The organism is Pseudomonas sp. TE12508 (genome assembly GCF_056279485.1).
Window position 1 is genome coordinate 27,162 of record NZ_JBWCCN010000012.1, and the last position, 25,311, is coordinate 52,472.

The 25,311-nt window shown below is 59.6% G+C and carries 22 protein-coding genes and 2 pseudogenes; 9 read left to right on the forward strand and 15 right to left on the reverse strand.

Translation table 11 applies throughout. The features are described from left to right. Positions 1-10 precede the first annotated feature (10 nt). The 7 genes and pseudogenes from ACZ9IM_RS17315 to ACZ9IM_RS17345 all read left to right on the forward strand — a co-directional run bounded on the left by ACZ9IM_RS17315 (position 11) and on the right by ACZ9IM_RS17345 (position 6,734). Complete coding sequence (locus ACZ9IM_RS17315; RefSeq protein ID WP_476224537.1) at positions 11-577, forward strand: Csu type fimbrial protein; 567 nt, start codon at positions 11-13, stop codon at positions 575-577. 191 nt (positions 578-768) lie between these two features. Next, complete coding sequence (locus tag ACZ9IM_RS17320; RefSeq protein ID WP_192344530.1) at positions 769-1,269, forward strand: Csu type fimbrial protein; 501 nt, start codon at positions 769-771, stop codon at positions 1,267-1,269. Between the two features lie 110 nt (positions 1,270-1,379). Beyond that, positions 1,380-1,769 (forward strand): annotated as a pseudogene (locus ACZ9IM_RS17325) (spore coat protein U domain-containing protein); the annotation flags it as partial. Between the two features lie 56 nt (positions 1,770-1,825). After that, positions 1,826-2,322, forward strand: a pseudogene (locus ACZ9IM_RS17330) (Csu type fimbrial protein). Between the two features lie 30 nt (positions 2,323-2,352). Next, positions 2,353-3,141 (forward strand): fimbrial biogenesis chaperone, encoded by a 789-nt coding sequence (locus tag ACZ9IM_RS17335; RefSeq protein WP_427627749.1) that lies wholly within the window; start codon positions 2,353-2,355, stop codon positions 3,139-3,141. Positions 3,142-3,356: 215 nt separating this feature from the next. Then, positions 3,357-5,714, forward strand: a complete 2,358-nt coding sequence (locus tag ACZ9IM_RS17340) for a fimbria/pilus outer membrane usher protein (RefSeq protein ID WP_476224646.1) — start codon at positions 3,357-3,359, stop codon at positions 5,712-5,714. Between the two features lie 72 nt (positions 5,715-5,786). Further along, positions 5,787-6,734, forward strand: a complete 948-nt coding sequence (locus ACZ9IM_RS17345; RefSeq protein ID WP_476224538.1) for a Csu type fimbrial protein — start codon at positions 5,787-5,789, stop codon at positions 6,732-6,734. 77 nt (positions 6,735-6,811) lie between these two features. Here the strand turns inward: ACZ9IM_RS17345 and ACZ9IM_RS17350 are convergent, their stop codons facing one another. Genes ACZ9IM_RS17350 through ACZ9IM_RS17375 form a run of 6 tightly spaced genes read right to left on the reverse strand, consistent with a single transcriptional unit; the run spans position 6,812 to position 13,000 of the window. Continuing rightward, positions 6,812-8,326 carry an ABC transporter substrate-binding protein gene (locus ACZ9IM_RS17350; RefSeq protein WP_427625256.1) on the reverse strand — a complete coding sequence of 505 codons (1,515 nt, stop codon included), beginning with the start codon at positions 8,324-8,326 and terminating at the stop codon, positions 6,812-6,814. Between the two features lie 33 nt (positions 8,327-8,359). After that, positions 8,360-9,331: an ABC transporter ATP-binding protein gene (locus ACZ9IM_RS17355; protein ID WP_476224539.1), complete on the reverse strand. Its 972-nt coding sequence runs from the start codon at positions 9,329-9,331 to the stop codon at positions 8,360-8,362. After that, entirely contained in the window at positions 9,328-10,314 is a 987-nt protein-coding gene (locus tag ACZ9IM_RS17360; RefSeq protein ID WP_401170938.1) for an ABC transporter ATP-binding protein, read from the reverse strand. Before ACZ9IM_RS17360 ends, ACZ9IM_RS17355 begins: the two co-directional genes overlap by 4 nt. Then, entirely contained in the window at positions 10,311-11,165 is an 855-nt protein-coding gene (locus ACZ9IM_RS17365; protein WP_218395056.1) for an ABC transporter permease, read from the reverse strand. The genes ACZ9IM_RS17360 and ACZ9IM_RS17365 overlap by 4 nt, the downstream gene beginning before the upstream one ends. Beyond that, the gene (locus ACZ9IM_RS17370) at positions 11,162-12,109 is read right to left on the reverse strand and encodes an ABC transporter permease (protein ID WP_429580920.1); all 948 of its coding nucleotides are present in this window, start codon (positions 12,107-12,109) and stop codon (positions 11,162-11,164) included. Before ACZ9IM_RS17370 ends, ACZ9IM_RS17365 begins: the two co-directional genes overlap by 4 nt. A gap of 3 nt (positions 12,110-12,112) precedes the next feature. After that, positions 12,113-13,000, reverse strand: coding sequence for a proline iminopeptidase-family hydrolase (locus ACZ9IM_RS17375; protein ID WP_427625263.1), 888 nt, complete (start codon positions 12,998-13,000; stop codon positions 12,113-12,115). Between the two features lie 180 nt (positions 13,001-13,180). On the opposite strand from ACZ9IM_RS17375, the gene ACZ9IM_RS17380 reads away from it, so the two are divergent. Beyond that, on the forward strand, positions 13,181-13,939 hold the full coding sequence (locus ACZ9IM_RS17380) for a LuxR family transcriptional regulator (protein ID WP_476224540.1): 759 nt from the start codon (positions 13,181-13,183) through the stop codon (positions 13,937-13,939). Positions 13,940-14,032: 93 nt separating this feature from the next. Then, a complete protein-coding gene (locus ACZ9IM_RS17385) occupies positions 14,033-14,977 on the forward strand; it encodes a proline iminopeptidase-family hydrolase (RefSeq protein WP_476224541.1) in 945 nt (314 codons plus the stop codon). Positions 14,978-15,312: 335 nt separating this feature from the next. Here ACZ9IM_RS17385 and ACZ9IM_RS17390 read toward each other — a convergent pair whose 3' ends face one another. The 9 genes from ACZ9IM_RS17390 to ACZ9IM_RS17430 form a co-directional block, all read right to left on the reverse strand. Then, the gene (locus ACZ9IM_RS17390; protein WP_008074309.1) at positions 15,313-16,104 is read right to left on the reverse strand and encodes an ABC transporter ATP-binding protein; all 792 of its coding nucleotides are present in this window, start codon (positions 16,102-16,104) and stop codon (positions 15,313-15,315) included. Between the two features lie 65 nt (positions 16,105-16,169). After that, a complete protein-coding gene (gene ntrB / locus ACZ9IM_RS17395; RefSeq protein WP_007907331.1) occupies positions 16,170-17,021 on the reverse strand; it encodes a nitrate ABC transporter permease in 852 nt (283 codons plus the stop codon). 15 nt (positions 17,022-17,036) lie between these two features. Continuing rightward, positions 17,037-18,323 carry a CmpA/NrtA family ABC transporter substrate-binding protein gene (locus tag ACZ9IM_RS17400; protein WP_476224542.1) on the reverse strand — a complete coding sequence of 429 codons (1,287 nt, stop codon included), beginning with the start codon at positions 18,321-18,323 and terminating at the stop codon, positions 17,037-17,039. Between the two features lie 357 nt (positions 18,324-18,680). Continuing rightward, on the reverse strand, positions 18,681-19,328 hold the full coding sequence (locus tag ACZ9IM_RS17405) for a hypothetical protein (protein ID WP_476224543.1): 648 nt from the start codon (positions 19,326-19,328) through the stop codon (positions 18,681-18,683). Further along, positions 19,325-20,515, reverse strand: coding sequence for a methyl-accepting chemotaxis protein (locus ACZ9IM_RS17410; RefSeq protein ID WP_476224544.1), 1,191 nt, complete (start codon positions 20,513-20,515; stop codon positions 19,325-19,327). The genes ACZ9IM_RS17405 and ACZ9IM_RS17410 overlap by 4 nt, the downstream gene beginning before the upstream one ends. A 349-nt stretch (positions 20,516-20,864) precedes the next feature. After that, a complete protein-coding gene (locus ACZ9IM_RS17415) occupies positions 20,865-21,170 on the reverse strand; it encodes a hypothetical protein (protein ID WP_476224545.1) in 306 nt (101 codons plus the stop codon). 100 nt (positions 21,171-21,270) lie between these two features. Then, positions 21,271-22,743 (reverse strand): family 16 glycosylhydrolase, encoded by a 1,473-nt coding sequence (locus ACZ9IM_RS17420; protein ID WP_476224546.1) that lies wholly within the window; start codon positions 22,741-22,743, stop codon positions 21,271-21,273. Continuing rightward, a complete protein-coding gene (gene galE, locus ACZ9IM_RS17425; RefSeq protein WP_476224547.1) occupies positions 22,740-23,804 on the reverse strand; it encodes a UDP-glucose 4-epimerase GalE in 1,065 nt (354 codons plus the stop codon). The genes ACZ9IM_RS17420 and galE overlap by 4 nt, the downstream gene beginning before the upstream one ends. Positions 23,805-23,886: 82 nt before the next feature. Beyond that, entirely contained in the window at positions 23,887-25,305 is a 1,419-nt protein-coding gene (locus ACZ9IM_RS17430; protein ID WP_476224548.1) for an oligosaccharide flippase family protein, read from the reverse strand. Positions 25,306-25,311: the final 6 nt, after the last annotated feature.

Here is a 25,311-nt window from a genome sequence, read left to right on the forward strand (position 1 = left end):
AGTTATCGCCATGACGTTTTTGCATTGCACGCAATCCTCCTCACATCCCCTTTGGATGAGTAATGGCACGAAGACCCGGATGCACCGCGACAGGGGCATTCTCGCCCGTGTCGGCATCCTGAGCGTTTTTACCCTCAGCCTGCTGCCCACTCTGGCCATTTCAGCGACCTCCACTGCGACTTTCACCGTCTCTGCAAGCATTGTGGCCGGCTGCGGGATCAGCGCCTCGCCCTTGGCCTTCGGCGCCTATACGGGTGTGCAAGCCGATGCCGAGTCCAGCCTGTCGGTCAACTGCACCAACACGACAGCGTATAGTGTGGGCCTCGGTGCCGGGACGAGCGGCGGCACCGCGACAGCCCGGCAGATGTCCGGCACTCCAGCAGGCATCCTGTTCTATGCGCTGTACTCGGACGCCACGCGGGCGATCAACTGGGGCGACACCGGTGGCACGGGTCTCATCACTGGAACCGGCAGTGGCGCCGCCCAGGTAATCCCGGTCTATGGTCGGGTGGCGGCGGGGCAGCTTCTTCCGCCGGGCACCTATGCCGACACAATGACGGCCACCATTACCTTTTGACCTTGAAGACCGTGGTCAAGCACGGTTTTTTCCTTCAAAAATCCTATCGATACCTGATACACACGAAACATGCCCCTTCGTCGCAAAGGTGCGGATTTGACGTGTTGTTTCCCACTTGGATGCTAACCTCAGCCTGCGAATAACCCCTTAAAGGGAATGGGAATTTGAATGGGCTAGGGGTTTTGGCGGTCATGAGCACGATGCTCAGTACGACAGCATTGGCGGCGCAGCTTCAGGTTGAGGTCCGGGTCAATGTGCAGCGCGGTTGCCAGTTGGTTGGCCAACAGCGTGAAGCGGGTATCGAGCAATTGGGCGTCCTCGACTTCGGCACTACCGCCCGCCTGGACGATCCTTCAGGGCCATTGAGTGCAGCATTGCTTGACACACGGCTGCCACGCCTGGAATGCAATCCCGATACCCCTTACCAATTACAGGTCGACGGCGGACTTCATGGCGGCGTCGGCGAGGTCCGTTATCTGGCGGGCAGTGCAGAGCACAGCAAACCCATTCCTTATCGCCTCTATCAAGACGCTGCACGGCAGATTCCGCTGCCGGTGAATGTGCTCTTGAGTGGGCGGGTACCGGATTCAGGTACGGTGGATTTGCCTCTGTACGGCCGTATCGAACGGCTGGCCGAGATCCCCCGCGTCAGCCGTTATTCCGATCTCTTGAAAGTGACCGTGAGCTGGTAGCAGGCATTGAGTGACACCTGTCCGATGGATTCGGGCAGTACAAGGAAACGTCGTTCGTAAATGGACGGCCACTGTTTGAATCCTGATGGAATTAGGATCGGTGCAAGACAATGAAAAGTTGGGTGGTGATGACCCTTGGCACAGTTTTACTACTGGCCGAGGAGGCGCAAGCGGCGATCAGCGGGCAGATTGATGCGCGGCTGATCATCATCGCCAGTTGTGCAGTGACCAATGACATAACCAATAGCGACGGCAGTCCGATCGGTGATGTCGGCCTGTTGGATTTCGGCTCGCAAGGTCCGACCTGGACCAAGCCGATCAATGCCAACCTGAGCGATGCCGGCAACGGCACGCTGGAAGTCTCCTGCAACTCTTCGGTGACCGGTTTCACGGTGACCATCGACGGCGGCACCCATGCCGACGGCACCACGCGGCGCCTGGACAATGCTACCCAGACCATCCCTTATCAATTGTTCCTCGATGCTTCCGGTGGCGACAGCCCGAAGTCCAGCGTACCGAAGTTCACCCCGCTGGTTCCGCCAGCACTGACTTTCTAGTGCGATGCAGTCCTGCCGCGCTGATCCTGATCGGCGCGACTGGTTTGCCTCTGCCGCTGGCGGCGGACACCAGTCAGAGTTTTCAGGTCAGCGCGACCGTGACGGGGGCATGTCTGGTGATGGGCGGGGTTTCCACTTACGGAAAACTCGATTTCGGCACTCAATCGCGCTAGCGACCAACATTGTGCAAGTGCAATTGAGCGACGGCGTGCAGTTGCAATGCACGCCGGGCGTGAGCCTGAACATGAGCGTCGATGGCGGCCAGTACAACAGCAACGGGCGACATCTGCAGCTTGATGACGGCAGTGCCCGTATGGCCTATCAATTATTCAGTGACGCGGCCTTCAGTGAGAGCCTGGGCATCGGTCAGAGCGTGGCCGTGGCCTACAGCGATGCGAACAACATCCGATTGCCTATCTACGCACAAGTACAGTTACCGGGTGATCAGCCCGGAGGAATTTATAGCGACGTGCTGCAGGTGCAGCTGTCGTGGTAGCTCGGTAGTTCGGGCATAAGGAGCAGGCATATGTATTCACCTTTGCGCAGGTTACCGGCCGCGCGTTGCGCTGTGCTGGCAATGGCATTGCTGGGCGGGGTCAAGGTGCAGGCGGCCAGTTCGGTGTTGATCTGGCCGATCGATCCGGTGCTGGAGGCCGATCAACAAGCGAGTGCGTTGTGGCTGGAAAATCGCGGCAACGAGACGGCGAATCTGCAGATCCGCGTGTTTGCCTGGAGCCAGAGTGGTTTCAGCGATCAGTATCAAAACCAGCGCGATGTCATTGGCAGCCCGCCGGTCGCGAAAATCGAACCCGGGCAGAAGCAACTCGTGCGCCTGACCCGTACCCGAGATATACCGCCGGGGCAGGAGTTGGCCTATCGCATCATTATCGATGAAATTCCCGCGGCCAGACCCGTGACGGCTGAAGATGGCAAAACCGCTGCCGCCATCCGGTTTCAAATGCGTTATTCGGTGCCGCTGTTTGCCTACGGCGCCGGTCTGTGGAGCAAGGAAGACATGACCCGTAAACGCGACCCCAAAGGCGCCGGGGCGCCTGATCTGAGCTGGCGCAAAGTGGCGGTCGATGGCCGTTCCTACGTGGAAGTGCGCAATCAGGGCGCGGTGCATGCCCGGTTGACCGATGTCGCGTTCAAGCAGGGTGGTCAGACACGGCCGCTGGTTGAGGGACTGCTCGGCTATGTGCTGCCGGGGGCGATCATGCGGTGGCCGACACCGGCGCCGATCAGTGCGGACCAGGCCTTGCAAGTGCGGGTCAATGGTGCGCCGCAGGTTCAGAATATTGCACCGGGACGGTGATAGCCCGGTGATAGGAACAGTGTGGCGAGGGCGCTTGCTCCCGCTCGGCTGCGAAGCAGTCATAAAATCTGCAGCCGCGTTCTACCCGATAAAACGATGTCGCTGATGTTAGGGCCGCTCCGCGACCCAGTGAGCAAGCCCCCTCATCACAAGTGTTGTGCGCATCTCTTGATCGCCACAGTAAGGAAATGTCCATTGACGGACGTAAAGCGGTGATGAGCCAGGATTGGGCTCGCAGTATCAAGCGTCCGCTGTGGGCCGCGATTGGCCTCTACTGTCTGGTATTCGCCCACCACGGCCTGGGGGCAGAGCTGCCGCCAGCCCCCATCGGCATGGAGGCAATTGTCGACGCGCAATTGTTTCTGGAACTGATCGTCAATCAAATGGAGACCGGGCGTGTGGTGGCAGTGGAGCTGCGCGGCGGGCGCTTCTTTGTACCGGTCGCGGCGTTACGCGAAATCGGTATGAAATTGCCGCAAGAACTCAACGCTGAGGTCGCCCTCGACAGTCTGCAAGGTTTGACAAGTGACTACGACAGTCAGGGGCAGCGGCTTTTGTTGACGGTCCCGCCGGACTGGTTGCCGGAACAATTTGTCGGCAGCCAAGAGGCGTATCCGCGCACTGCGGCGTTGAGCAGTTTTGGCGCCTTGCTCAACTACGACTTGTACCTCAATGACACCGACGACAGCGGCACCTACCTTGCGGCCTGGAACGAAGTGCGACTGTTTGACAGTTGGGGCACGCTGTCCAACACCGGGCAATACCGGCGCACGATTTCCGGAGTCAGTAACGACACACTGAACAATGGTTATCGGCGTTACGACACCACCTGGCGTTATTCCGATGATGAACGCCTGCTGACTTACGAGGCGGGCGACCTGATCAGTGGTGCCTTGCCCTGGAGCAGTTCGGTGCGCCTGGGCGGTGTGCAAGTGTCGCGTGATTTCGGCGTGCGCCCGGACCTTGTGACCTACCCGTTGCCGCAGTTCGCCGGGGAGGCGGCGGTACCTTCATCGGTCGACCTGTTCATCAACGGCTACAAGTCCAGCAGCGCCGAGTTGCAGCCCGGTCCCTACACGCTGACCAACGTTCCGTTCATCAACGGTGCGGGCGAAGCAGTGGTGGTCACGACCGATGCCCTCGGTCGACAGGTCTCGACCACCGTGCCGTTTTATGTCACCAGCAACCTGCTGCAAAAAGGCTTGATGGATTTCTCGGTGGCCGCCGGTACCCTGCGCCGTGACTTCGGGATCCGCGATTTCGGTTACGGTCCGGGTGTGACCTCCGGCAGCCTGCGTTACGGTCTGAACGACAGTCTGACCCTCGAAACCCATGCCGAGGCCTCGGACGCGCTAGCCCTTGGTGGCGTTGGCGGCAACCTGCGCGTGGGCAATTTCGGCGTGCTCAACACGGCGGTCAGTCAAAGCCGGTTCGACGGCAATAGCGGTCAGCAAGTCAGCCTCGGTTATCAATACAGCAGTCAGCACTACAGCGTTGCCTATCAGCGTATGCAGCGCCGTGACCAGTACGCCGACCTGACCGTGGTCGACAGCCCCTATGTCAGCCTCAGCCAGCGCAGCGAGCAGTTGACCCTGAGCGTCAGTCTCAATGGCTGGGGCAGCCTTGGCGCAGGCTATTTCGATGTGCGAGCGGCGGATGATTCGCGCACCCGGTTACTCAATCTGACCTGGAGCAAGCCCCTGTGGCGCAATACCAGTTTTTACGTGTCGGCCAATCGCGAGATCGGCGATAGCGACTGGGCGATGCAGGCGCAACTGGTCATCCCGTTCGACCTGCGTGGCACTCTGAGCATGAGTGGCGAGCGCAGCAAGACCGGCATAAGCCGTCAGCGCGTCAATTACAGTCGCGCGGTGCCTAGTGCAGGCGGCGTGGGCTTCAACCTCGGTTATGCCCACGATGAAGGTCCGGATTATCGCCAGGCCGACCTGACCTGGCGCCTGCAGTCGGTGCAATTGCAGGCAGGGGTTTACGGCAGCAGTGATGCCGAGACTCGCTGGGCCGATGCCAGCGGCTCGCTGGTGTGGATGGACCATCAAGTGTTCGTTGCCAATCGTATCGATGATGCTTTCGTCGTAGTCAGTACCGGTGGCTTTGCCGATATACCGGTGCGTTACGAAAATCAACGGGTGGGCCAGACGGATAAGAACGGTCATCTGCTGGTGCCATGGAGCAGCGCCTATTACCGCGGCAAATATGAAATCGACCCACTGAATTTGCCGACCAATGTGCAGAGTTCGAATGTTGAACAACGAGTCGCGGTGCGCCGTGGCAGTGGTTACCTGCTGGAGTTTCCACTGAGCCGGATCATTGCCGCGAGTGTTGTGTTGGTGGACGCGCAGCAGCACCTATTGCCCTTGGGCAGCCGCGTGCGGCACGAGCAGAGCGGGGCGCACGCCGTGGTCGGTTGGGACGGGCTGGTTTATCTGGAAAACCTGGAAGAGCACAACAGTTTGCAGGTGACCTTGGACGATGGCCGGACTTGCCAGGCGCAGTTCACGCTGGACATGCAACAGGATCAGGTGCCGTTGATCGGGCCGCTGCTGTGTCAATGAAACCGCATTGAATAGAACAGGGAGGTGGGTGTGCAATTTTTTGACCGATGGCCGGGTAGAGTGATCAGGCTGATGGCGATTTTTCTGCCGTGTCAGGCTTATGCCTTGTGCGAGGTGGCCAGTACTTCACCGGCGGGTTTTGGCTCGCTCAGTTCGATCGCGGTGCGTACCACTTTGCAAACCAGTTCCACCACCCATGCCGGTTTGAGTTGCACCGGTTCGTTGGTATCGCCGTTGACCAGCGATGATCATTTTTACGCCACCATCACGTCTGCAACCGCAGGGGTGGTCGGGCCAACCAGTGATGTGATTGGCTACACACTGTTTGCCAACAACAGCAGCAGCTATCCGATCACTCGCGGCGTAGCGTTCGACTTCGCCCGACACTCGATCATCGATGACCTCGGCCTGCTTTCCAATCCAACGGTTGCCAAGGCTGTACCGATCTATCTGAATACGATCATCGGCAGCAACGTGGCGGCCGGGATTTACTCTGAAACCCTCAACATTTTCTGGAGTTGGGATTATTGCCATGACTATGGTGGCGGTGGCAGCTGTCAGGGGCGAGACATCAACAGCGGTACCACGAGTCTGACTGTCAATATGACCGTGGACAACGATTGCACGATCACTGCGCCGAACATCAGCTTTGGCAGCGCCTCGGCAATCAGCTCCTTCTCCACCGTCACTGGCCAGACGATCAACCTGGTCTGCACCAAGGGCAGTGCCTACACGGTGGGGCTGGACGATGGTCAGCATGCTGTCGGCGTGGGCGGGCGCAGGCGCATGATCTCAGGCGGCAATTACTTGGATTACGACATTTTCAAGAGTGCCGGAAGCACTCGTTGGGGCAGTGTCAGCACGGCGCGTCGCACAAGTTCCGATGCCGAGGTCAACCCCGGCAACGGCTTGGGCACTGGCAGTCAGATCTTCAACTACAACGCCAAAATCTACCTCGACCAGAGCACGCCGCCACCGGGAACCTACATGGACAGCGTGGTGCTGGATGTGGGGTTCTAGTACGAGATTCCAGGCATAAAAAAAGGACCTCTGAAAAGAGGTCCTTTTGTTTTTCCATGCTTCAGCGCAACGATTGCTCAGTTCTTCACCGTTTCCTCAAGAGAGAAACGTCCCAGTGGATTCTGCTGGAAGTTTTCGATGTTCTTGCGCGAAATGTTGATGTAAGGGCTGTAGTAAAGGTCGATCCAGTTGACGTCATTTTTGGCGATCTTCTGCAGGTCGACGTACATCTGTTCACGCTTGGCCGGGGCCGCTTCAATGCGGGCAGCCGATACCAGATCCTTGACCTTGTCGTTCTTGTAGCGGGTCATGTAGTTCATGTTGGTGTCGTGGCCCAGAACGAACGTGGTCTTCTGGTCCGGGTCGAGGATGTCGTTGGTCCAGTACATCACGGACAGGTCGTAGTCACCGTCGACCAGCATCTGCCAGCTCTGGGTGGGGTCAACCTTTTGCAGGGTGGCGGTCACACCGACGGCCGCCAGTTGCTGTTGAACCAGCACCGCAATCTGCTCATCAGCTTCGTTACCGGCATTGACCACGTAATTCAGCTTCATGCCCGCTGCGCCGGCATCGATCAGCATCTGCTTGGCTTTGACCGGGTCAAACGGACGCTTCAGGTTGTCGGCGTAGTGGTAAAGCGAGCCTTTGGGGATGTAGGAGTAAGCCTCCTGGCCATGGCCGAAGGTCACGGTATCGACCACCGATTTTTTGTTGATCGCCATGTCCAGTGCCTGACGTACTTCAGGCTTGCTCAGCAACCCGTGCTCATGGTTGATCAGCAGGTGATCTTCCCGAGTGGAAGGGTCGGAGTGGATGGTCAGGTTGGGATCCTTGCGCAGCGCATCGACTCGCGAAAACGGTACGAAGATCGCGGAGTCCAGCTCACCTGCCTGCACCTTGAGCATCCGGGTGTTGTCGTCCGGAATGGAAATCCACTCCACGCCATCCAGGCTGACCTTGTCGGCCTGCCAGAAGTGCGGGTTCTTTTCCAGCTTCACGCGATCGCCGCGCAGCCATTCCTTGACAAAAAATGCCCCTGACACCACTGGCTCCTGAGCATAGGCATCTTCGCCCATGCGGGTCATGGCCTTCTGCGAGAGCACCGACACGGTCGGCGAGGCCAATTGCGAGAGGAACGGTACCGACGGGGTAGTCAGGGTAACGACCAGGGTCTGTGGATCGGCCGCTTTCGCCGTGTCGATCAGTTTGTAGGCATCGCTCCACAGCGAGGCCTTGTTATCACGAGTGCGCAACAGACTGAATGCCGCATCTTCGGCCGTGATCGGCGAGCCGTCGGAGAATTTCGCCGCGCGCATTTTGAACGTGTAGGTCAGGCCATCGTCGGAGACTTTCCAGCTTTCAGCCAGGCCGGGCTCCATCTTGCTGCCGGCCTTGTTGACCCGGATCAGTGTGTCGTAGACATTGGAAAATACCCAGGTATCGCGGTTTTGCGCGCTTTTGATCGGGTCGAACGTGGTGCTTTCTTCACGGCAACCGATGGTGAGTACACCCGCCGCCTGGGCAATGCCGCTGGCAAGGGTACAAGCGGTCAATGTGGCTGCGGCGAGCAATTTCAAATGCCTGGATCTCATGGTCAAACTCCTTCTTGATGAGTACGTGGTTTTTTAAAACAGAGGCTCCTCGAGCACGCAGTCGTAACGGCGAGCGTCGAGTTGACGGGTAGGGGGCGCCACCTGGCTACAAGTGGCACGAATGTAGCGACAGCGTGGGTGAAAGGCGCAGCCGGATGGCAACTGCAAAGGGCTGGGCGGTTCACCGGGCAAAGGGTCGGTGGGTAGCGCCCGGGCCGGATCGATTTCTGGAATCGACTGGATCAGCGCGGCGGTATAGGGATGTCGCGGGGAGCGAAATACTTCTTCCACCGGTCCTTCTTCCACGATCTTGCCCAAGTACATCACCGCCACTCGATCACAGAGCCGGCGAACGATCGCCAGATCATGGGCAATGAACACAATCGCCAGGTTCATGCGCTGGCGCAGCTCCAGCAGCAAGTTGATGATCTGCCCCTGGATGGACACGTCCAGCGCGGCCACGCATTCATCGGCGACGATCAGGCGCGGCTCCACGGCCAGCGCACGGGCGATCCCGACACGCTGGCATTGGCCACCGCTCAAGGCGTGCGGTTTGCGCGAGGCCAATTCAGGGCGCAGACCGACCAGGGTCAGCAGTTCATCGACACGGGCGGCAATCAGCGATTCCGGCACCTTGCGTTGTACCCGGAGCACTTCTGCCAGGGTCTGGCCGATGCTCAGGCGTGGATTGAGGGCGGCATAAGGGTCTTGGAAAACCATCGCTGTCTCATGACGCAGTCTCTCGATATCGATCTTCCCGGCATGGGCCATGTCGATGCCGTCGAACAGCACCTGCCCGGCGTAAATCTCATTGAGGTGCAGGATCGCCCGCCCCAGGCTGCTTTTACCGCTGCCCGACTCGCCGACCAGCCCGAGCGTTTCACCCGCCGAGAGGGTCAGCGAGACGCCGTTGACCGCCGTCAGCCATTTCCGGTTCATGCCCAGCAAACCAGTGCCCGGCGCGGGGAAGCGCACATGCAAATCCTTGACCTTGAGCAGGGTCATGAGCGGTCTCCGGCGGCCAAGGGGTAATGACAAGCGATGCGGTGTCCATGGCTGACCGGCTGCAAACCCGGCATCAGTGTTGTGCATCGGTTGCCGATTTGCTGGCAACGCGGATTGAAGCGGCAACCCTGGGGCAGGGCGTCGAGCAGGGGCGGTTGCCCGGCGATGGTTTTGAGCAATGCGTGACCGTGACTGGTGGCCGGTTGACAGTCGATCAACCCCGCGGTGTAAGGGTGGCGTGGATGGGCCAGCACCTCGTGCTTGTTGCCGTGCTCGCACAAGCGTCCGGCGTACATCACCGCAATCGAGTCGCAGGTCTGCGCAACGACCCCCAGGTCATGGGTGATCATGATGATCGACAGGCCACGCTGGTCACGAAGATCCAACAGCAGGCGCAGGATCTGCGCTTGCACCGTGACGTCGAGGGCGGTGGTCGGTTCGTCGGCGATCAGCACGTTCGGGTTGCAACCCAGTGCCACGGCGATCATCGCTCGCTGGCGCATGCCGCCGGAGAATTCGTGAGGGTAACTGTCGACTCGTCGCTGCGGATCGGGAATGCCCACCTGACGAAGGACGTCGATGGCTTGAGCGCGGGCTTCACGCTTGCTGGCGCCTTGGTGCAGACGAATACCTTCGCCAATCTGCTCGCCGATGCGCATCAACGGGTCGAGATGGCTGCTGGGGTTCTGGAAAATCATCCCCAACTGACGCCCACGCATGCGACGCATGCCGGCCTCGTCCAGGTGCAATAGATTTTCCCCGGCCAGTTGCACGGCGGTGCCTTCGACACGCAGGTTCGGCGACGGCAACAGTCTCATTAAACCGCGACAAGCCAGGGTCTTGCCGGAGCCGCTTTCTCCCACCAGTCCGAGCACTTCACCCTCGGCCAGGTCAAAGGACAAACGATCCACCAGCGTCACCTCGTGCTCACCCTTACGGGCGATAACGCTGAGCTCCTCGACCTTCAGCACAGGCGCACTCACGAGCGTTCACCCAAGTGTTCGGCAACAGCATCGGCCAACAGGCTGAAGCCCATGGCCAGGGTGACGATCGCCAATCCAGGGAAGGTGCAGATCCACCAGGCGGAAGTAATGAAACTCTGGCCTTCGGCGACCATCGTGCCCCACTCGGCGGTTGGTGGTTGAACCCCGAGGCCGAGGTAACTGACCGCCGCGCCGTTGAGCAATACCAGTACCGCATCGGACATGGAAAACACGATCGAACCGAACATCGCGTTCGGCAGCAGGTGCCTGAACAGAATGCGCCCATGACCGAAGCCGAGGCTTTTGGCGGCCAGGGCAAAATCGCTTTCCTTGAGTATCAGGATCTGCGAGCGGATCAATCGTGCGTAGGACACCCAGCCCACCAGTGCCATGGCGATATAGAAACTCATCAGGCCGGGACCGAGGATCGCCATGATCGCCAGCATTAACACCAGGAACGGGAAGGCCAGGATGATATCGATCAGGCGCATGCAGAACGTGTCGAAACGCCCGCCGATGTAGCCGGACAAAGCCCCGACACACGTGCCGATCAGAAACGGGAAAATCACCCCGATGACCGCCAGCTGCAAGTCGATGCGGGCCGACCAGATCACTCGAGATAAAACGTCGCGGCCAAAATTGTCAGTGCCGAACGGGTGGGCCAGATGGGGCGCCAGCAAGCGAATATCCGTGTTTTGGGCGATTGGATCGAAGGGCGCGATCCAGGGCGCGAAGATCGCCAGCACCAGCCAGCCGAGCAGGATTGCCAGGCCCAATCCCATTGCCAGTCGAGGGTTGCGCAAACCCAGGCGCAGGTTCAGTCGGGGGACCGTCGTTGCCTGGCTGCTCATCGGATCTTCACCCGTGGATCGATAGCGACTGTCACCACATCGGCGAGAAAGTTTACCGCCACGGTGGCGCAGGCCAGCACCATCGCCACGCCCTGGACCACCATATAATCACGGGTGAAGATGCCTCGGACCAATAACTGGCCGATCCCGGGAATGGCGAACAGACTCTCAATGACCACCGTGCCGCTGATCAGCCAGCCGATATTCACCGCCAGCAGGTTGACGGCGGGTACGAGTGAGTTGGGCAGTACATGGCGACGAAACACTACGTCTTCAGACAGGCCGCGAGCCCGGGCTGCCGTGACATGGTCGGCTTGCAATTCCATCAGCATGCTTGCCCTCAGGTTACGTATCAATACCGCCGATAACGCCAGGGCAATGGTCAGGCAGGGCAGGACCATGTGGTGCAGTTTGTCCGGCCAGGAACGGCCGTAGCCGGAAACCGGAAACCAGCCCAGTTGTACGCTGAATAGCAGGATCAACATGATCCCCAGCCAAAATGCCGGCATGCCGAGGCCGGCGGTGGTGAACAGGCGGATCAGGTTGTCGCCCCAACCGCCCTTGTTACGGGCCGCAACGGTGGCCAGCGGCACCGCGATCAACATGGCCAGCAGCACGCTGCCAAGCACCAGAAACAACGTGGGCTCGATGCGCGTGCTGATCAGCTTCAAGGCGTCGACCTTGTACAGCAATGACTGGCCGAGGTCGCCATTGAACAGGTTTTTCAGGAAGTAGAAGTACTGCATCCACAGTGGCTGATCGAGGCCGAACTGAGCGCGCACCCTGAGCAGCCCCTCTGGCGTGCTGCGCGAGCCGAGCAGGGCGCGCGCCGGGTCGCCGGGAATCGAGCGCACCAGCACAAACGTGATGAGACTGATGCCGAACAGCACCGGCAGCAGCTGCAGGGGGCGTGACAGGATGAAACGGTAACGCGACAGATTCATCGACTAACCTCGGTGCCGCTGGAGGAAATCCAGTAACACCGGAAAGTAGGCGTGAGGTTCTTCGTAGAAGGGCATGTGGCTGCTGTTGGGGAACACATGCAGTGCCGCATCCTTGAGCGCCATTTTCATGCGCATGGCACAGGCCGGCGTCAGTTCGTCGTGCTGGCCGGTGGTAATCAATACCGGCATGGTGAAATCGGCCATTTCCTGGAGGCGGTTCCAGTTTTTCAGGTTGCCGACGTAGAGAAACTCGTTTGGCCCCTGCATGGTTGTGTAGGGCCCCATGTTCCAGTCGCTCAGAGAGCGCGTGACCGGCGCCGGCCACTCGTCCAGTCGGCAGACGTGGCGATAGTTGAGGAGGGTGATTGCCGCTTGGTATTGAGGGTGATCGAGGGTGCCCATGGCTTCATGGCGCTGCATCATCGCCACGGTTTCGCTGCCAAGAGCACCACGCAGACGCTCCAGTTCCTGAGACAGGTGCGGGATATCGCCTACGGTATTTTCCAGAATCAGGGTTTTGAGTGCATGAGGGTGGTAAATGGCATATTCGATCGCCAGCCAGCCGCCCCAGGAGTGCCCCAGCAAATGCACCCGGCCCAGGTCGAGGGCCTGCCGGACGGTTTCCACCTCAGCGACATAACGGGAAATATCCCACAGGGATGGGTCTTGAGGTCTGTCAGACGCGCCGGTGCCGAGTTGGTCGAAGGCGACCACGCGCAACCCCTTGTCCTTGAGCCAGCCATGGGCGTCACGCAGATAATCGCAGGGAAGCCCCGGGCCTCCATTGAGGCACAGCAGGACCTCATCGCCCTCGCCAAAGCTGTAAACCACCAGATTGTGGCCGTCGACTTCAACGTTATAGTGCTGGTCCGGTTCGATTTCACGCCACATCGCACTCTCCCTTTATGATGCTGGCCGGTTCGGACGCTGACCAAATGGCTCAACCTTACTGAGTAAGTCATGCGCCCAAAAGCTAGTATTTCGTATAGGTTTTGTCTGGCAGTCCCGCGCCGAGGCGTGGCATTCTACGTGCTGAATTTCAGGATTGAAATTAATTAGGGAGCGCAATGGATGCAGACCAAGCTAGCAGACCTCAATCCCCGTCTGTTGTCGGGCAAGAGCCTGGATGAGCAGATGGACAACGCCTTGCTATTGGCCGAGGAGCTGGGCTTTGATGCTTTGGTGTACGACTACAGTCCGGTGCCGCTGGACCATGAAGGCAATTTGATCACGCCCGCGGTGCTCAAACTGCGCAACACGCCAGCCGATTGGCATACGCGTTGGTGTGCAGAGGGTTACTACCAGATCGACCCTGTCCAGCAGGTAGCACTCAATCGTGTTTCACCCTTTGTCTGGTCCTATAAACCCGGAACTGACACCCTGTTGGAGCCGGTCATCAGTCAGTGCCATGCGCCAGTGGTGAATTATCTGGAAGACGCGCAGATGACCTGTGGTGTGTCGGTCCCGATTCATCTGCCCAGAGGCGGCTTTGCCTCCTTGACCGGGCTGCGTATCAGCAGCAGCAGTGTCCTGTGCGATGCCCGGCGGACCCTCGCCGATTTCAGCCTGATTTCCCATGCCTTGCAGGAAGCGGCCTATCCGTTGCTTGGCAAGGAGGCTCACACACCTCCCATTCATCTGACCAAACGTGAACGCGAATGCCTTAAATGGGCGGCCGAGGGGCTGACCGCCGCCGAGATTGCCAACCAACTGAATCGTTCATTGGCCACCATCAGCCTCCATCTGACCTCGGCCATGCATAAACTCGGGGCCAAGAATCGGGTCCAGGCCGTGGTTCGGGCCACCCACTATCGATTGCTCGATAGCTGAAACAGGGCAAAAACCTATCTATTTCTCTAGTTATTTTGAAGGTCTGATCCCGCTATCGTGTGCCGTACGGTTTTTCAGGGGCGGCACGAAGAAATGGAATCTATCGGAACTCGCGAAGGCTTCGCACCTTTTGGTCCTTATCAGACCTGGTATCGCGTCACAGGTCACTTTGACGGCAAAAACACGCCGCTGGTGATTTTGCATGGCGGCCCGGGCTGCACGCATGATTACGTCGATGCCTATAAGGACATCGCCGCGAGTGGGCGGGCGGTGGTGCATTACGATCAACTGGGTAATGGTCGCTCGACCCACCTGCCGGAAAAAGACACCTCGTTCTGGAACGTGGCGCTGTTTCTCGAGGAGCTGGACAACCTGCTGGATCATCTCGGTATCAGCGACAATTACGCACTCCTGGGGCAATCCTGGGGCGGCATGCTCGCCAGCGAACACGCGGTACGGCAACCTGCGGGACTACGGGCCTTGATCCTCGCTAATTCCCCGTCGGACATGCGCGTCTGGGTTCAGGAAGCCAACCGTTTACGTCAACTGCTGCCTGCCGGTGTCCATGAAACTTTGCTTGAGTACGAACGGACAGGGGATTTTCAAGCGGTTGCCTATCAGGACGCTTCGAGGGTTTTCTACGACAACCATGTGTGTCGCGTCATTCCCTGGCCCGAAGAAGTCGCGCGTACGTTTGCCCAGGTCGATGCCGATCCCACCGTTTACCATGCGATGAGCGGGCCGACGGAATTTCATGTGATAGGCAGCCTGAAAGACTGGACCATCGTCGACCGCTTGCCGCAGGTCAACGTGCCGACGCTGGTGATCTCAGGTCGCTACGATGAAGCAACACCGACGGTGGTCAGACCCTTTCTGCAGCAGATCCCGAAAGTTCGTTGGGCGTTGTTCGAGAACTCCAGCCATATGCCCCATGTCGAGGAGCGGGTCGGCTGCATGGGGACGGTGGTGACGTTCCTGGATGAGTGCTTGAAGGGGGCGATGGCTGGCGATCGCAAGCTTGAAGAGCTCCCACTCTGACCCGTGTCTTTCCTGTCCCGGGGCATGAAGAATCTACCGTCGCGCTTGCAGATGTGGACGCGGCCCAAAAGAAGGCGAGGGATAACAAAATGCCCGCGCGCGGCGCAATGCTGTTCACTTAAGCGAGACGCTTCAGTCATGCTTACCTTTGTGGCGAGCGAGCTTGCTCGCGTTGGGCTGCGTAGCGGCCCCAAAAATCTGGCGGTGATTGCCGATTTTTGTGAGTGCTACGCACTCAAGCGGGAGCAAGCTCCCTCGCCACAGGTTTCTCACTGACTCAAAACGTTCTTAAGTGAGTAGATCGGAGTGCGGGAGGGCTTCCTCGGACTTCGTTTTCAAGCCGCCGGCATTTGCTGGCGGTGGTAGAGGAACTCGAGGACCGTCGTGCGATAGCGGTGGTACTCGGGGTCGTTGGCCAGTACCAGGCGATTGCGCGGTTTTGCCAGGCCAACGCTAAGGATCTCACCGACGGTGGCCGCCGGCCCGTTGGTCATCATCACGATACGGTCGGAGAGCAATACGGCCTCATCGACATCATGGGTGACCATCACCACGGTGCTCTGAGTGGCGGCAACGATACGCAGCAGCTCGTCCTGAAGGTGCGCGCGGGTGAGGGCGTCGAGTGCGCCGAAGGGCTCGTCCATCAGCAGTATTTTCGGCTCCATGGCCAGCGCGCGGGCGATGCCGACACGCTGCTTCATGCCCCCGGAAATCTCGCTGGGGTGCTTGTGCATGGCATGCTCAAGACCGACCATTGCCAGCGCCGCCTCGGTCCGCGCCTTCAGCGCGGCCTTGTTTTCGCGTTTGCCGAATACCTTTTCCACGGCCAGGTGCACGTTACCGAAGCAAGTCAGCCAGGGCAGCAGGCTGTGGTTTTGAAACACCACTGCGCGCTCAGGGCCGGGACCGTCGATTTCGCGACCGTTACATATCAAGCCGCCGCCATTGGCTTCAAGCAGACCGGCGATCAGGTTCAGCACGGTGGATTTGCCACAGCCTGAATGGCCGATCAACGAGACGAACTCGCCACGGGCGATGCTCAGGTTGACGTTGCTGAGGGCCTGGAAGCGGCCTTTTTTAGTGTCGAAGTGCTTGCTGACCTGGGTCAGCTCGACGAATTTAGTCATCTCGGTTCTCCTGCATCGGGTAAGCGTCAGGTGCGGGCAACCCAAACACCCGCGCGGGCGTCGGTTCAGTTGGTGTAGTCGAAGCGTTTGGCGATCCACAACAGGCCCTGCTCGAGCAGCAGGCCGACCAGACCGACGATGATGATGGCGATGAGAATGTGCTCGACATTGAGGTTGTTCCATTCGTCCCACACCCAAAAGCCAAGACCGACACCGCCGGTGAGCATTTCTGCGGCGACGATCACCAGCCACGCCACGCCGATGGACAGGCGAATACCGGTCATCAGATGTGGCAGCACCGAAGGAAACAGGATGTGGGTGAACACCTTCCACTCGCTGAGCTTGAGCACCCGCGCGACGTTCAGATAGTCCTGCGGCACGCTGGCGACCCCCGCGGCGGTGTTGAGAATGATCGGCCAGATCGAGCTGATGAAAATCACCCAGATCGATGCCGGGCCGGCGGCCTTGAACACCAACAGGCCGATCGGCAACCACGCCAGCGGCGAGACCGGACGTAGCAGGCTGATGATTGGCGCGAACATACCGCCGAGGAAGGCGAAGCGGCCGATGGCGAAGCCCAGCGGAATACCGAGCAGGGCGGCGAGGCCGAAGCCGATGCCGACCCGGCCAAGGGAGGCCAGTACGTTCCACCCGATGCCCATGTCGTTCGGACCGTTGTCGTAGAAGGGCGCGCTGAACAGTTCCAGGGCTGAATACCAAGTAGCGAGCGGGCCGGGCAGGCCCTCACTGCGTGCGGCTATAAACGCCCAGACGGCGAGAAACAGGGCGATACCCAATATTGGGGCAATGCCATCCCTGGCGCGTTGACGCAACCCGCTCAGGAGGGGAGAGCGACGCTCTGGCTGGGTACTCGCCGTAGTGGTGGGCGGCGCTGGCAACTTGAGGGGTGCGTTCATGGCGGGTTACTCCGGTCAGGCTTTGATGGTGAAGGAGTTGGCATAGGCGGCCGGATTGGAGCCGTCCCAGACCTTGCCGTCGATCAGGGTGCTACTGCGCAGCGGACTGCCCGGTACAGTCAGGCCAAGCTGGCTGGCGGCTTCGCCGTAGAGTTTTGTCTGGTTGATAGACTTGGCCACACCGGCGTAGTCCACATCCTCCTTGAGCAGGCCCCAGCGACGGAACTGAGTGAGGAACCACATACCGTCCGACAGGTAGGGATAGTTGACGCTGCCATCCTTGCAGAAGGACATCGCATGCTCGTCCGTCCATTGCTTACCTAACCCGTCGTCGTAGTGGCCGAGGAAGCGTTGTTCGATCACTTCGACGGGCGCATTCACGTAGGCCTTGCCGGCGATCAGTTGGGCGGTGCTTTTTTTGTTCTCTACGCTGGCCTCGATGAACCGGCTGGCGTCGAGCACCGCCATGGTCAGCGCCCGGGCGGTGTTGGGGTATTGCTCGACGAAGGCACGGGTGGTGCCAAGGATTTTCTCCGGGTGATCGGGCCAGAGTTTCTGGGTGGTAAGGGCGGTGAAGCCGATGTTGTCGGCGATCGCCCGGGCGCCCCAGGGCTCGCCGACACAGAAACCGTCCATGTTGCCCACGCGCATGTTGGCGACCATCTGTGGCGGTGGCACCACGATGGTCTTCACATCGGTCAGCGGGTTGATGCCGAGGCTGGCGAGCCAGTAATTGAGCCACATGGCATGGGTGCCGGTGGGGAACGTCTGGGCGAAGGTCAGTGGCGTGCCACCTTGCTTGACCTTGGCGGCCAGTTGCTCGCCATTGGTCACGCCCGCTTGCTGCAGCTGTTTGGAGAGGGTGATCGCCTGGCCGTTCTGGTTCAGTCCCATGAGCATGGCCATATCTCTCTGCGGCCCGCCGATGCCCAGTTGCACGCCATAGATCAGGCCGTAGAGCACATGGGCAGCATCCAGTTCGCCGTTGAGCAGTTTGTCGCGCACGCCGGCCCAGGACGCCTCTTTGCTCGGGGTGATGGTGAGGCCGTATTTTTCGCCGAAACCCTGGGTTGCCGCCACCACGACTGATGCGCAGTCGGTAAGGGGAATGAACCCGACCTTCAGTGCAGCTTTCTCCGGCGCGTCGCTGCCGGCGGCCCAGACCGCGCTGCGCAGAAAGCCCGGCGCGACAACATCGAGGGCGGCGATTCCGGCGACAGTGCCTGCCGCCACCAGGGATTGCTTCAGGAAGGTGCGCCGGCCGGGGTGTACCGGATGTTGCGAGTCACGCTCATCAGTCATAACCACATCCTTTTTTTAGGGGCAAACAAAAACGGCGTGCGCCAGGCACCCTCGATAGAGGGACCTGACGGACGCCGTTGTCCGGAAAGTGCAGCACGCCGCCATTGGCGTGCCGCATGAGTCTGTAAGACAGCAATAGCAAAGGGCTTGCCAAGTTTATGTCCGAGTTTTTTTATGCGAAAAAAATCAATTGGTACAAAGGCTTGAAGTGGTTTTGTGATGTTTTCTAAAAAGATATCGAAGGGGGCGTAGAGCCGGGGGAGAGCGAAGCACTGATCGCTTTTTGGGCAGCTTGGGTGCGAGGTGAACTAAAACAGCTCTCCTGCGCACCGCTGCGTAGTCGAATGGAGGTAAGCCTTAGCCCAGATCCCGGCGGATGGCGTCGAGGCGTTCGTCGAGCAATGGGGTGAGCAGGGCGTAGCACTCCGCCGGGGAGATGGACACTGTCGTTGTACCGATCAGGCAGCGTTGCAGTCGTTCGAGCGCGTTGTGCAGCGAGCGGGGGGCATGCCTGAGCAAGCGCTCGTGCAGGTACTGCAATTGAACAAGCATTTGCAGTGGGCAACTCTGATGGGCGGCGGCGCGCACCGACAGGCCGCGCAGCCGCCCCAGGTCTTCCAGCTCCCAACAGCGCTCGGCGATGCTCGGGGGCTGCAAATTAAGCGCGCAGCGCCGCAGTTCTAGGTTCTGGATGGCGCCGAGCAGGTCTTGCAGCAACCGGCAATGGCCCTCGAAATCCGCTGGCTCGCGGCGTAATGCGTTCCATGCCTGGCACTGTGCGCTATACGGCCATTCTTTCCAGCGTTGGTCGAGCGAATGACCCAGTGCCTGGCAACGTTGCTGTGCCTCGCGGGTGGTCTGTCCGCCGAGACCGCGATGCTGCTGCAGACCTTGCAACAGGTCGAGACCCAGCAAAAGCATCTGTCTGAGTCCTGCGTCGTTTTGTGGCAGACGGGTTCGTCGGGATTGCCCACCATCGAGTGCGGCGGCGAATTGTAGGTTCATGGGCGGTTTCCGACGGTGAGCTGGTTGAGATAATGGGTCAGGTCGTGCAGCGCATGGGTCCGCGTACTCTGCTCTTGCACCGCGGCATTGACCTGTTGCAACTGTTCGCTGAGGGCATGATTGGCATGCTGATGCTCGCTGAGCGCCTGTTGCATGGCGCCGAGGTGTTGCAGATTGATCTGACTATGTTGAGCCAGGTCGTCTAGGTTGGCGGCGAGTTGCTCGCTCTGTTGGCTACCGGCTGCCAGCAGGTCGCGGTGTTCCTTGACCTCGCCATCCACTTGGCGCACGGCCATGGCGATCGCCGTCGCGGCTGTGGTGATTTCATGGGTAGCCCGGTCCGTGGCTTGGGCCAGGCTGCGGACCTCATCGGCGACCACGGCGAAACCGCGACCGTGCTCGCCGGCACGGGCCGCTTCGATGGAGGCATTGAGTGCCAATAACTGGGTCTGTTTGGCCAGTGCCTGAATGCTATTGACGGTGCTTTCTACTGCGCTAGTGCGCTGCAGCAATGCTTCCACGGCGTGTGCGGTATTGCCCAGGCTGTGCTGAATGGCGCGCATGCTGTCACCCACTGAGCGCGCTTCCAGACAACCGGTTTCGCTCATGGCATGGGCGTTGGCGAAGGCTGCCAGCGCGCCTTGGGCCAAGGCATCGATGCTGTGTAAGGTCTGATCGATTTGCTCGCTGGCGGCGGCGATCATGGCGATTCGTTGGCTCTGTTCCTCACCTTGGTCGCGGGCCTGTTGAGACATTTGCTCCAGCGCACGACTGGCGAACTGTACTTCGCTGCGCAAGCGTTCGTTGTTGCGCAGTTGCATGCTGGCGGCCACCAGTAGCGTCGCTGGGTCGGCATCCCGGGAGCTGCGCAGCAGTTGTGCAAGTTCAGTGTCCCAGAATATCTGTAGATGGCGTTGATGACGCTCACGAAGATGCCACGCGCACCCCAGATAGAGGACGCCAGGTAACAGGGTCAGTGCGCTTGCTGGCTGTTCGGCCAGTGCGAGACCGCAGGCCCCGAGGGCCAATCCGAGTGGTAACCAGAGGCCGATCCTGCTGCGTTCAAGCAGGGCCATGCCAGGGTCGAACAATGACCGCAATGCAATGCCAGCAGGGCGTGACTTGCCGACACCGCTGTACGCAGGCGCGATGGCATGACCCGGGGGGAGCATTCCTTGAGCAGGCATGAGGATTTCCTTTTATGCCGGGGTGAAAGCAAAAACGGCGCACGCCCACCTGTCGCAATGCGCAGGGGAGCGGACGCCGTTGTCCGTGGTGTTTGCGAAGCCATCGTCGTTGATGGCTCAAGCCTGATCAGACCTAAGCAAGTTGTTTGCCAGCCGTGCCATCGACAACTTGTCAGCCTGTCGCTCAAGCAGTGGGAGGGGTTCCATTCGATGGCCATAGGGCTGCGAAGGCACAAAAGGCGATCAACGCACCAGTCGCGAGAATTTCCGAGCCGCAGTGCTCTGTTCTGGTTCGCGCAGGGCGTTAGAGCATGTTGACCAGAACGGTCGATCCGGCATCCCTGACAGGTCAGATTTCGTTGTTATCCCTCAGTCGAAACTGGGGCTCATGTATTGAGTTCTGCGCAGAGAAGAGATGGACAGGGTATTCAGCCATGATTAATCGCAAGTGCTCGATAGCTTCCAGGTATTTAAGATCGGCCTGCCGTCTTTTCCTCTGATACTGGGTGAACTTTTCCGCGTCCATGTGGGGCTGATCGAGAAGGTCAAGGGCGGCGTGGCTCAAGTGATAGGCGTCGCTGAACAGTTGTTTGTTACGCTCAAGCGCCAGATTCAGGCAGGCTATCGCTTGATCGGAAGTCATCGTACCGTTCATTGTTGCGACCTCTTTTATGGGGGTGTTCCTGGATTTTTGGTAATGCCTGGCTCCGGTGAAAAGCGGTTGGGGCCTTTCAAGAAAACCGGTCGAGTTGCGACTATCTACCGCGCCGCCACACCTTGAGGTAGTCCACGCTGAAGATGGAGGGCAGATCGGCGTCGTCGACAACGCCGAACCAATTCCACATGGCCTCGCTGTCAAAGAGGATATGCATGGGGAAGAACCAGTGGGTGTTCTTTGCCTCGCGCACCAGTACGCCGTCGACGTACCAGCGCAATGTGTCGGGCTGCCAATCGAAACCGAAGATATGGAATGCGCTGGCCAGCCGCCAAGGGCTGATCCAGCTGCTGCCATCGCTCAAATGCTCGGTGCTTTGCGGCGTGGCCCAAACGTGGGCGTTCATGTTGTACCGACGGTCGAAGGAGGCGTTTTTGGTTTTTCCGCCGATTTCGAAAATATCGATTTCCGTGGCATTGTCGGCAAGCCCCGTCCACGCGAGCCAGAAGGCGCTGGAGCCGGCCGAATCCATCGGTTTGGCGCGGGCTTCGTAGTAGCCGTAAAAACTGCGCTCAATCGTTCGGACCATCGCCGAGCTGTAACCTTCAAAGCCGAGTCTTACGTACTTTTGCGGCAAGGTTTGCTTGCGGAAAACGATGTTCAGATGGCCATCGCTCAGGTAAGCGTTGTCCGGCATGAACAGCGCCGGTTTGCGCCCGAGCGAGTCGGTACCGGTGGCATTGTTGACGTGCCAGCGACTGGCGTTGAGGGTCGCGTCATCGAAGTCGTCGGAGAATCGTGTGTCCAGCCTCCACTGGCCGGCATTGCCCTGATCGGACAGCGGCAGTCCGGTGTTGGTCCGTTCCGGTATCGTTCCCAGCGGGCCGACGCGGGTCCAGGAATTGGCAGCCTTGGGGAGGGCGACGGACCACTTGTTTGCCAGGTACTGAAATACGCGCTGCCGTTCCTCCAGGGAGGCCAGGTGCCGGTCGTACATCAGTATTTCGGCGATGTCGCCGCGCAAATGTTCGACGCTGCCGACTACGTTCCGCCCCACCGCGTACGGGCCGATGGGCACGTCGTTGAGTTCCAGGACGAAGAGGGTCGGATCGTAGGCGGTGCGCTGTTGCACGCTGATCGCGAAGTTCGGTGGCACGTTGTCGTTATCGGCGATTATCGGGCGCGAACTGAACAGTCGCTGCCAGGTCTCGCCGCCGCTTTGCCCGGTTAGTCTGCGTGACACGATCAATAGGGTAACAGGGCCTTTTGCCGTACGAATGGCCTTGCCAAGGAAGGCTGAAGTACCACTCAAGCGCACCACCGGATGGCCATTCATGGCGTTCTCCACACGCTGGGGGAGTGCGGCGTCTGCGCCATTGTCTACGGTAACGTCATTGGCTTCGCCGGACTTGTCGTGCCACCGCAGGAGGTGGTTCTGGGCATCGAGGGTCATTTTCGACGCGTCGGCGGCGTCGAGCCACAGCACCAGGCCGTTGGCCAGCGGCGGGGGAGTACCACCCGATGCGTTGCAAACGATCGATAGCAGGGTCGCCAAAAGAATGAACCTGCTCATATCCATTGCTTCAACGCAGGCGATGCCGCCAATCCGGGTTGGGAGTGGTACCCATGCGGGTTAGACAATTGCCATCGCCAGGTGTCGATGATCATTTGCATCAGGTCGCGCTGTGCGTACCAGCCTAGATCACGCCCGGCCTTGGTGGGGTCGGCCCAGCATTCGGCGATATCGCCGTCGCGGCGCGGTGCGAACCGGAAGGGGATGGTAATACCGGTAATGTTCTCGAAGCTGTGGATGATCTGCAGCACGCTATGGCCAATGCCTGTTCCCAGGTTCCAGACGTGGATGCCGTTTGTGTTCTGCAACGCCCGCAACGCTTTGAGATGTCCATCGGCAACATCGAGCACATGGACGTAATCGCGCACGCACGTTCCGTCGACAGTGGGATAGTCGCTGCCGTACACCATGAGTTCGGGCACCTGCCTCATCGCGACCCGTGTCAGGCAAGGCAGCAGGTTGTTGGGTCTGCCATTGGGGTTTTCTCCGATCAGCCCGCTTGCGTGAGCACCAATCGGGTTGAAGTAGCGCAACACCGCAATGCTCCATTGCGGATCGGACAGGCACAGGTCGGTGAGCAACTCTTCGATCAGCAGCTTGGTGCGACCGTAGGGATTGATCGGTTTGCCTGCGCCCATGTCTTCGATGAGCGGTATCTGCCGGGGGGCGCCATACACGGTGGCCGACGAGCTGAACACCAGTTTGAAGACCTCAGACCGGGCCATCGCATGGCAGAGGTTGAGCGTGCCAACCACGTTGTTGGCGTAATAATCCAGCGGCTTGCGAACGCTTTCCTCCACGGATTTGAGGCCGGCAAAATGCACCACGGCATCGATGTCGTAGCGGCTGAAAATATCGTCGAGCAGCTGACTATCGCGAATATCACCTTCAATGAAATCGACTCGCTTGCGAGTCAGATACTCCAGGCGCGTGAGCGATTCGCGGCAGCTGTTACACAGGTTATCGAGGACCAGCACCTGTCGACCGGCGTCAATCAGGGTCAGGGTGGTATGGGAGCCGATGTATCCGGCCCCACCGGTAATCAACGTGGTTTTGTGCATGATGAGGCGTTCCTGTCACAAGGAAATTGCACGAGTCAGGAGAATGGGTCCGGGAAGGGAAAAGGTTGTCGGGTGCGTCCTCTCAGCGGGTGGTGAAAACCGATTTGAATTCTTGCGGCCAGCGCGGATGCATCACGCTATACGCCACGGCATAACTCAGCGCGCCAACCACGATGCTGCAGATCAGGTGCAAGTAGCCCTGAACACCCAGGCGGGAAGAAACCATCAGGACGATTGCCGCCATGACGAACGAAGCAATCACGCTGCGATAGTTGGTTTCGAAAAATCGCCGCCAGCCATAGCCGATTGCACTGTTCAACCCGCGGATTTGCAGTGGCGTGATGATCGCCATCCGGGCCAGCAGGGCGAGGGCGGCGGCCATGCCGCCATAGAGGCTGCCGAAGCCATAGACCAGCGCCAGTGCCAATACGGTGGTTGCCACTTCGGCCTTGATGGTCAGGTGGCTGCAATTGACCGCGACCAGTGCGGTCGTGGCGTACATGGCGGTATTACCGATGGCTGCCGTGCACGCAAGCACTTGCAGCAGCACAATGGCCTCGGTCCATTTGGCGCCGAAGATCAACAGGATCAGGTCGTGCGCCGTGAGTGCGATGCCGATGAACAGGGGCGTCAGCAGGAAGCAGCTGACGGCGGTCGAATCGCTGATGATCGCGCGCAACCGCGATGGATCGGCGCTGCGTCGGGCAAACACCGGCAGCGCATAGCTGATCAGGCCGTGATAGATCGCCGTGCGCGGCAGATCGATGATGCGCATCGCCATGTTGAACATGCCAACCGCGTTGGTGCCGGCCGTCATGCCCAGGATGACGGTGACCCCGCGCTGTAGCGTTTGCGAACTCAGCGCGTTGACGGCAACCGGTGCGCCAGCCCTCAACAGTTCGCGCAAGAGCGGGCCGTCAATGTAAAAGGCAATGCGGCGCGGGTCTGCGCGCATCAATACGATAACGGACACGAACTCCATGATCAGTGCCTGAGCAATGACCGCCCAGGCGCCCAATCCCCAGAGCGCGACAGCGATGCCGCCCACGCCACCACATACCTTGCCCAGCAGCGTGCGCGAGGCCAGCATCCTGAAGTTGCCGCTACGGCGCATTTGCGCCACATAGACCCGCGCCATCATGGTGAACAGGATTTTTACCGAGGCCACCGCCGTCATCCATTGCAGCATCGGGTGAGGCGTGTACAGCATCGCCGCACCCGAGATGACGACGATGGACGCCAGGCTGACGAGTACCGACGCCCAGAAGGCTGTGGCGATGTGTTTGTCTTCCAGCCGCTCGAGTCGTACCAGCGGGTCTTCCAGAACCGAGGAATACATCATGCCGATCAACTCGACGATGGCAATGATGACCGTGCCCACACCCAACTCTGTGGGCGACAGCAGCCTGGCATACGCGACAAAGGTAATCATCGACAGGAAAATCAGGCCGAATTTCTCGGTGAAAATCCAGATCAATTTAACCAGACGGTGATTGGCCATGGCGGA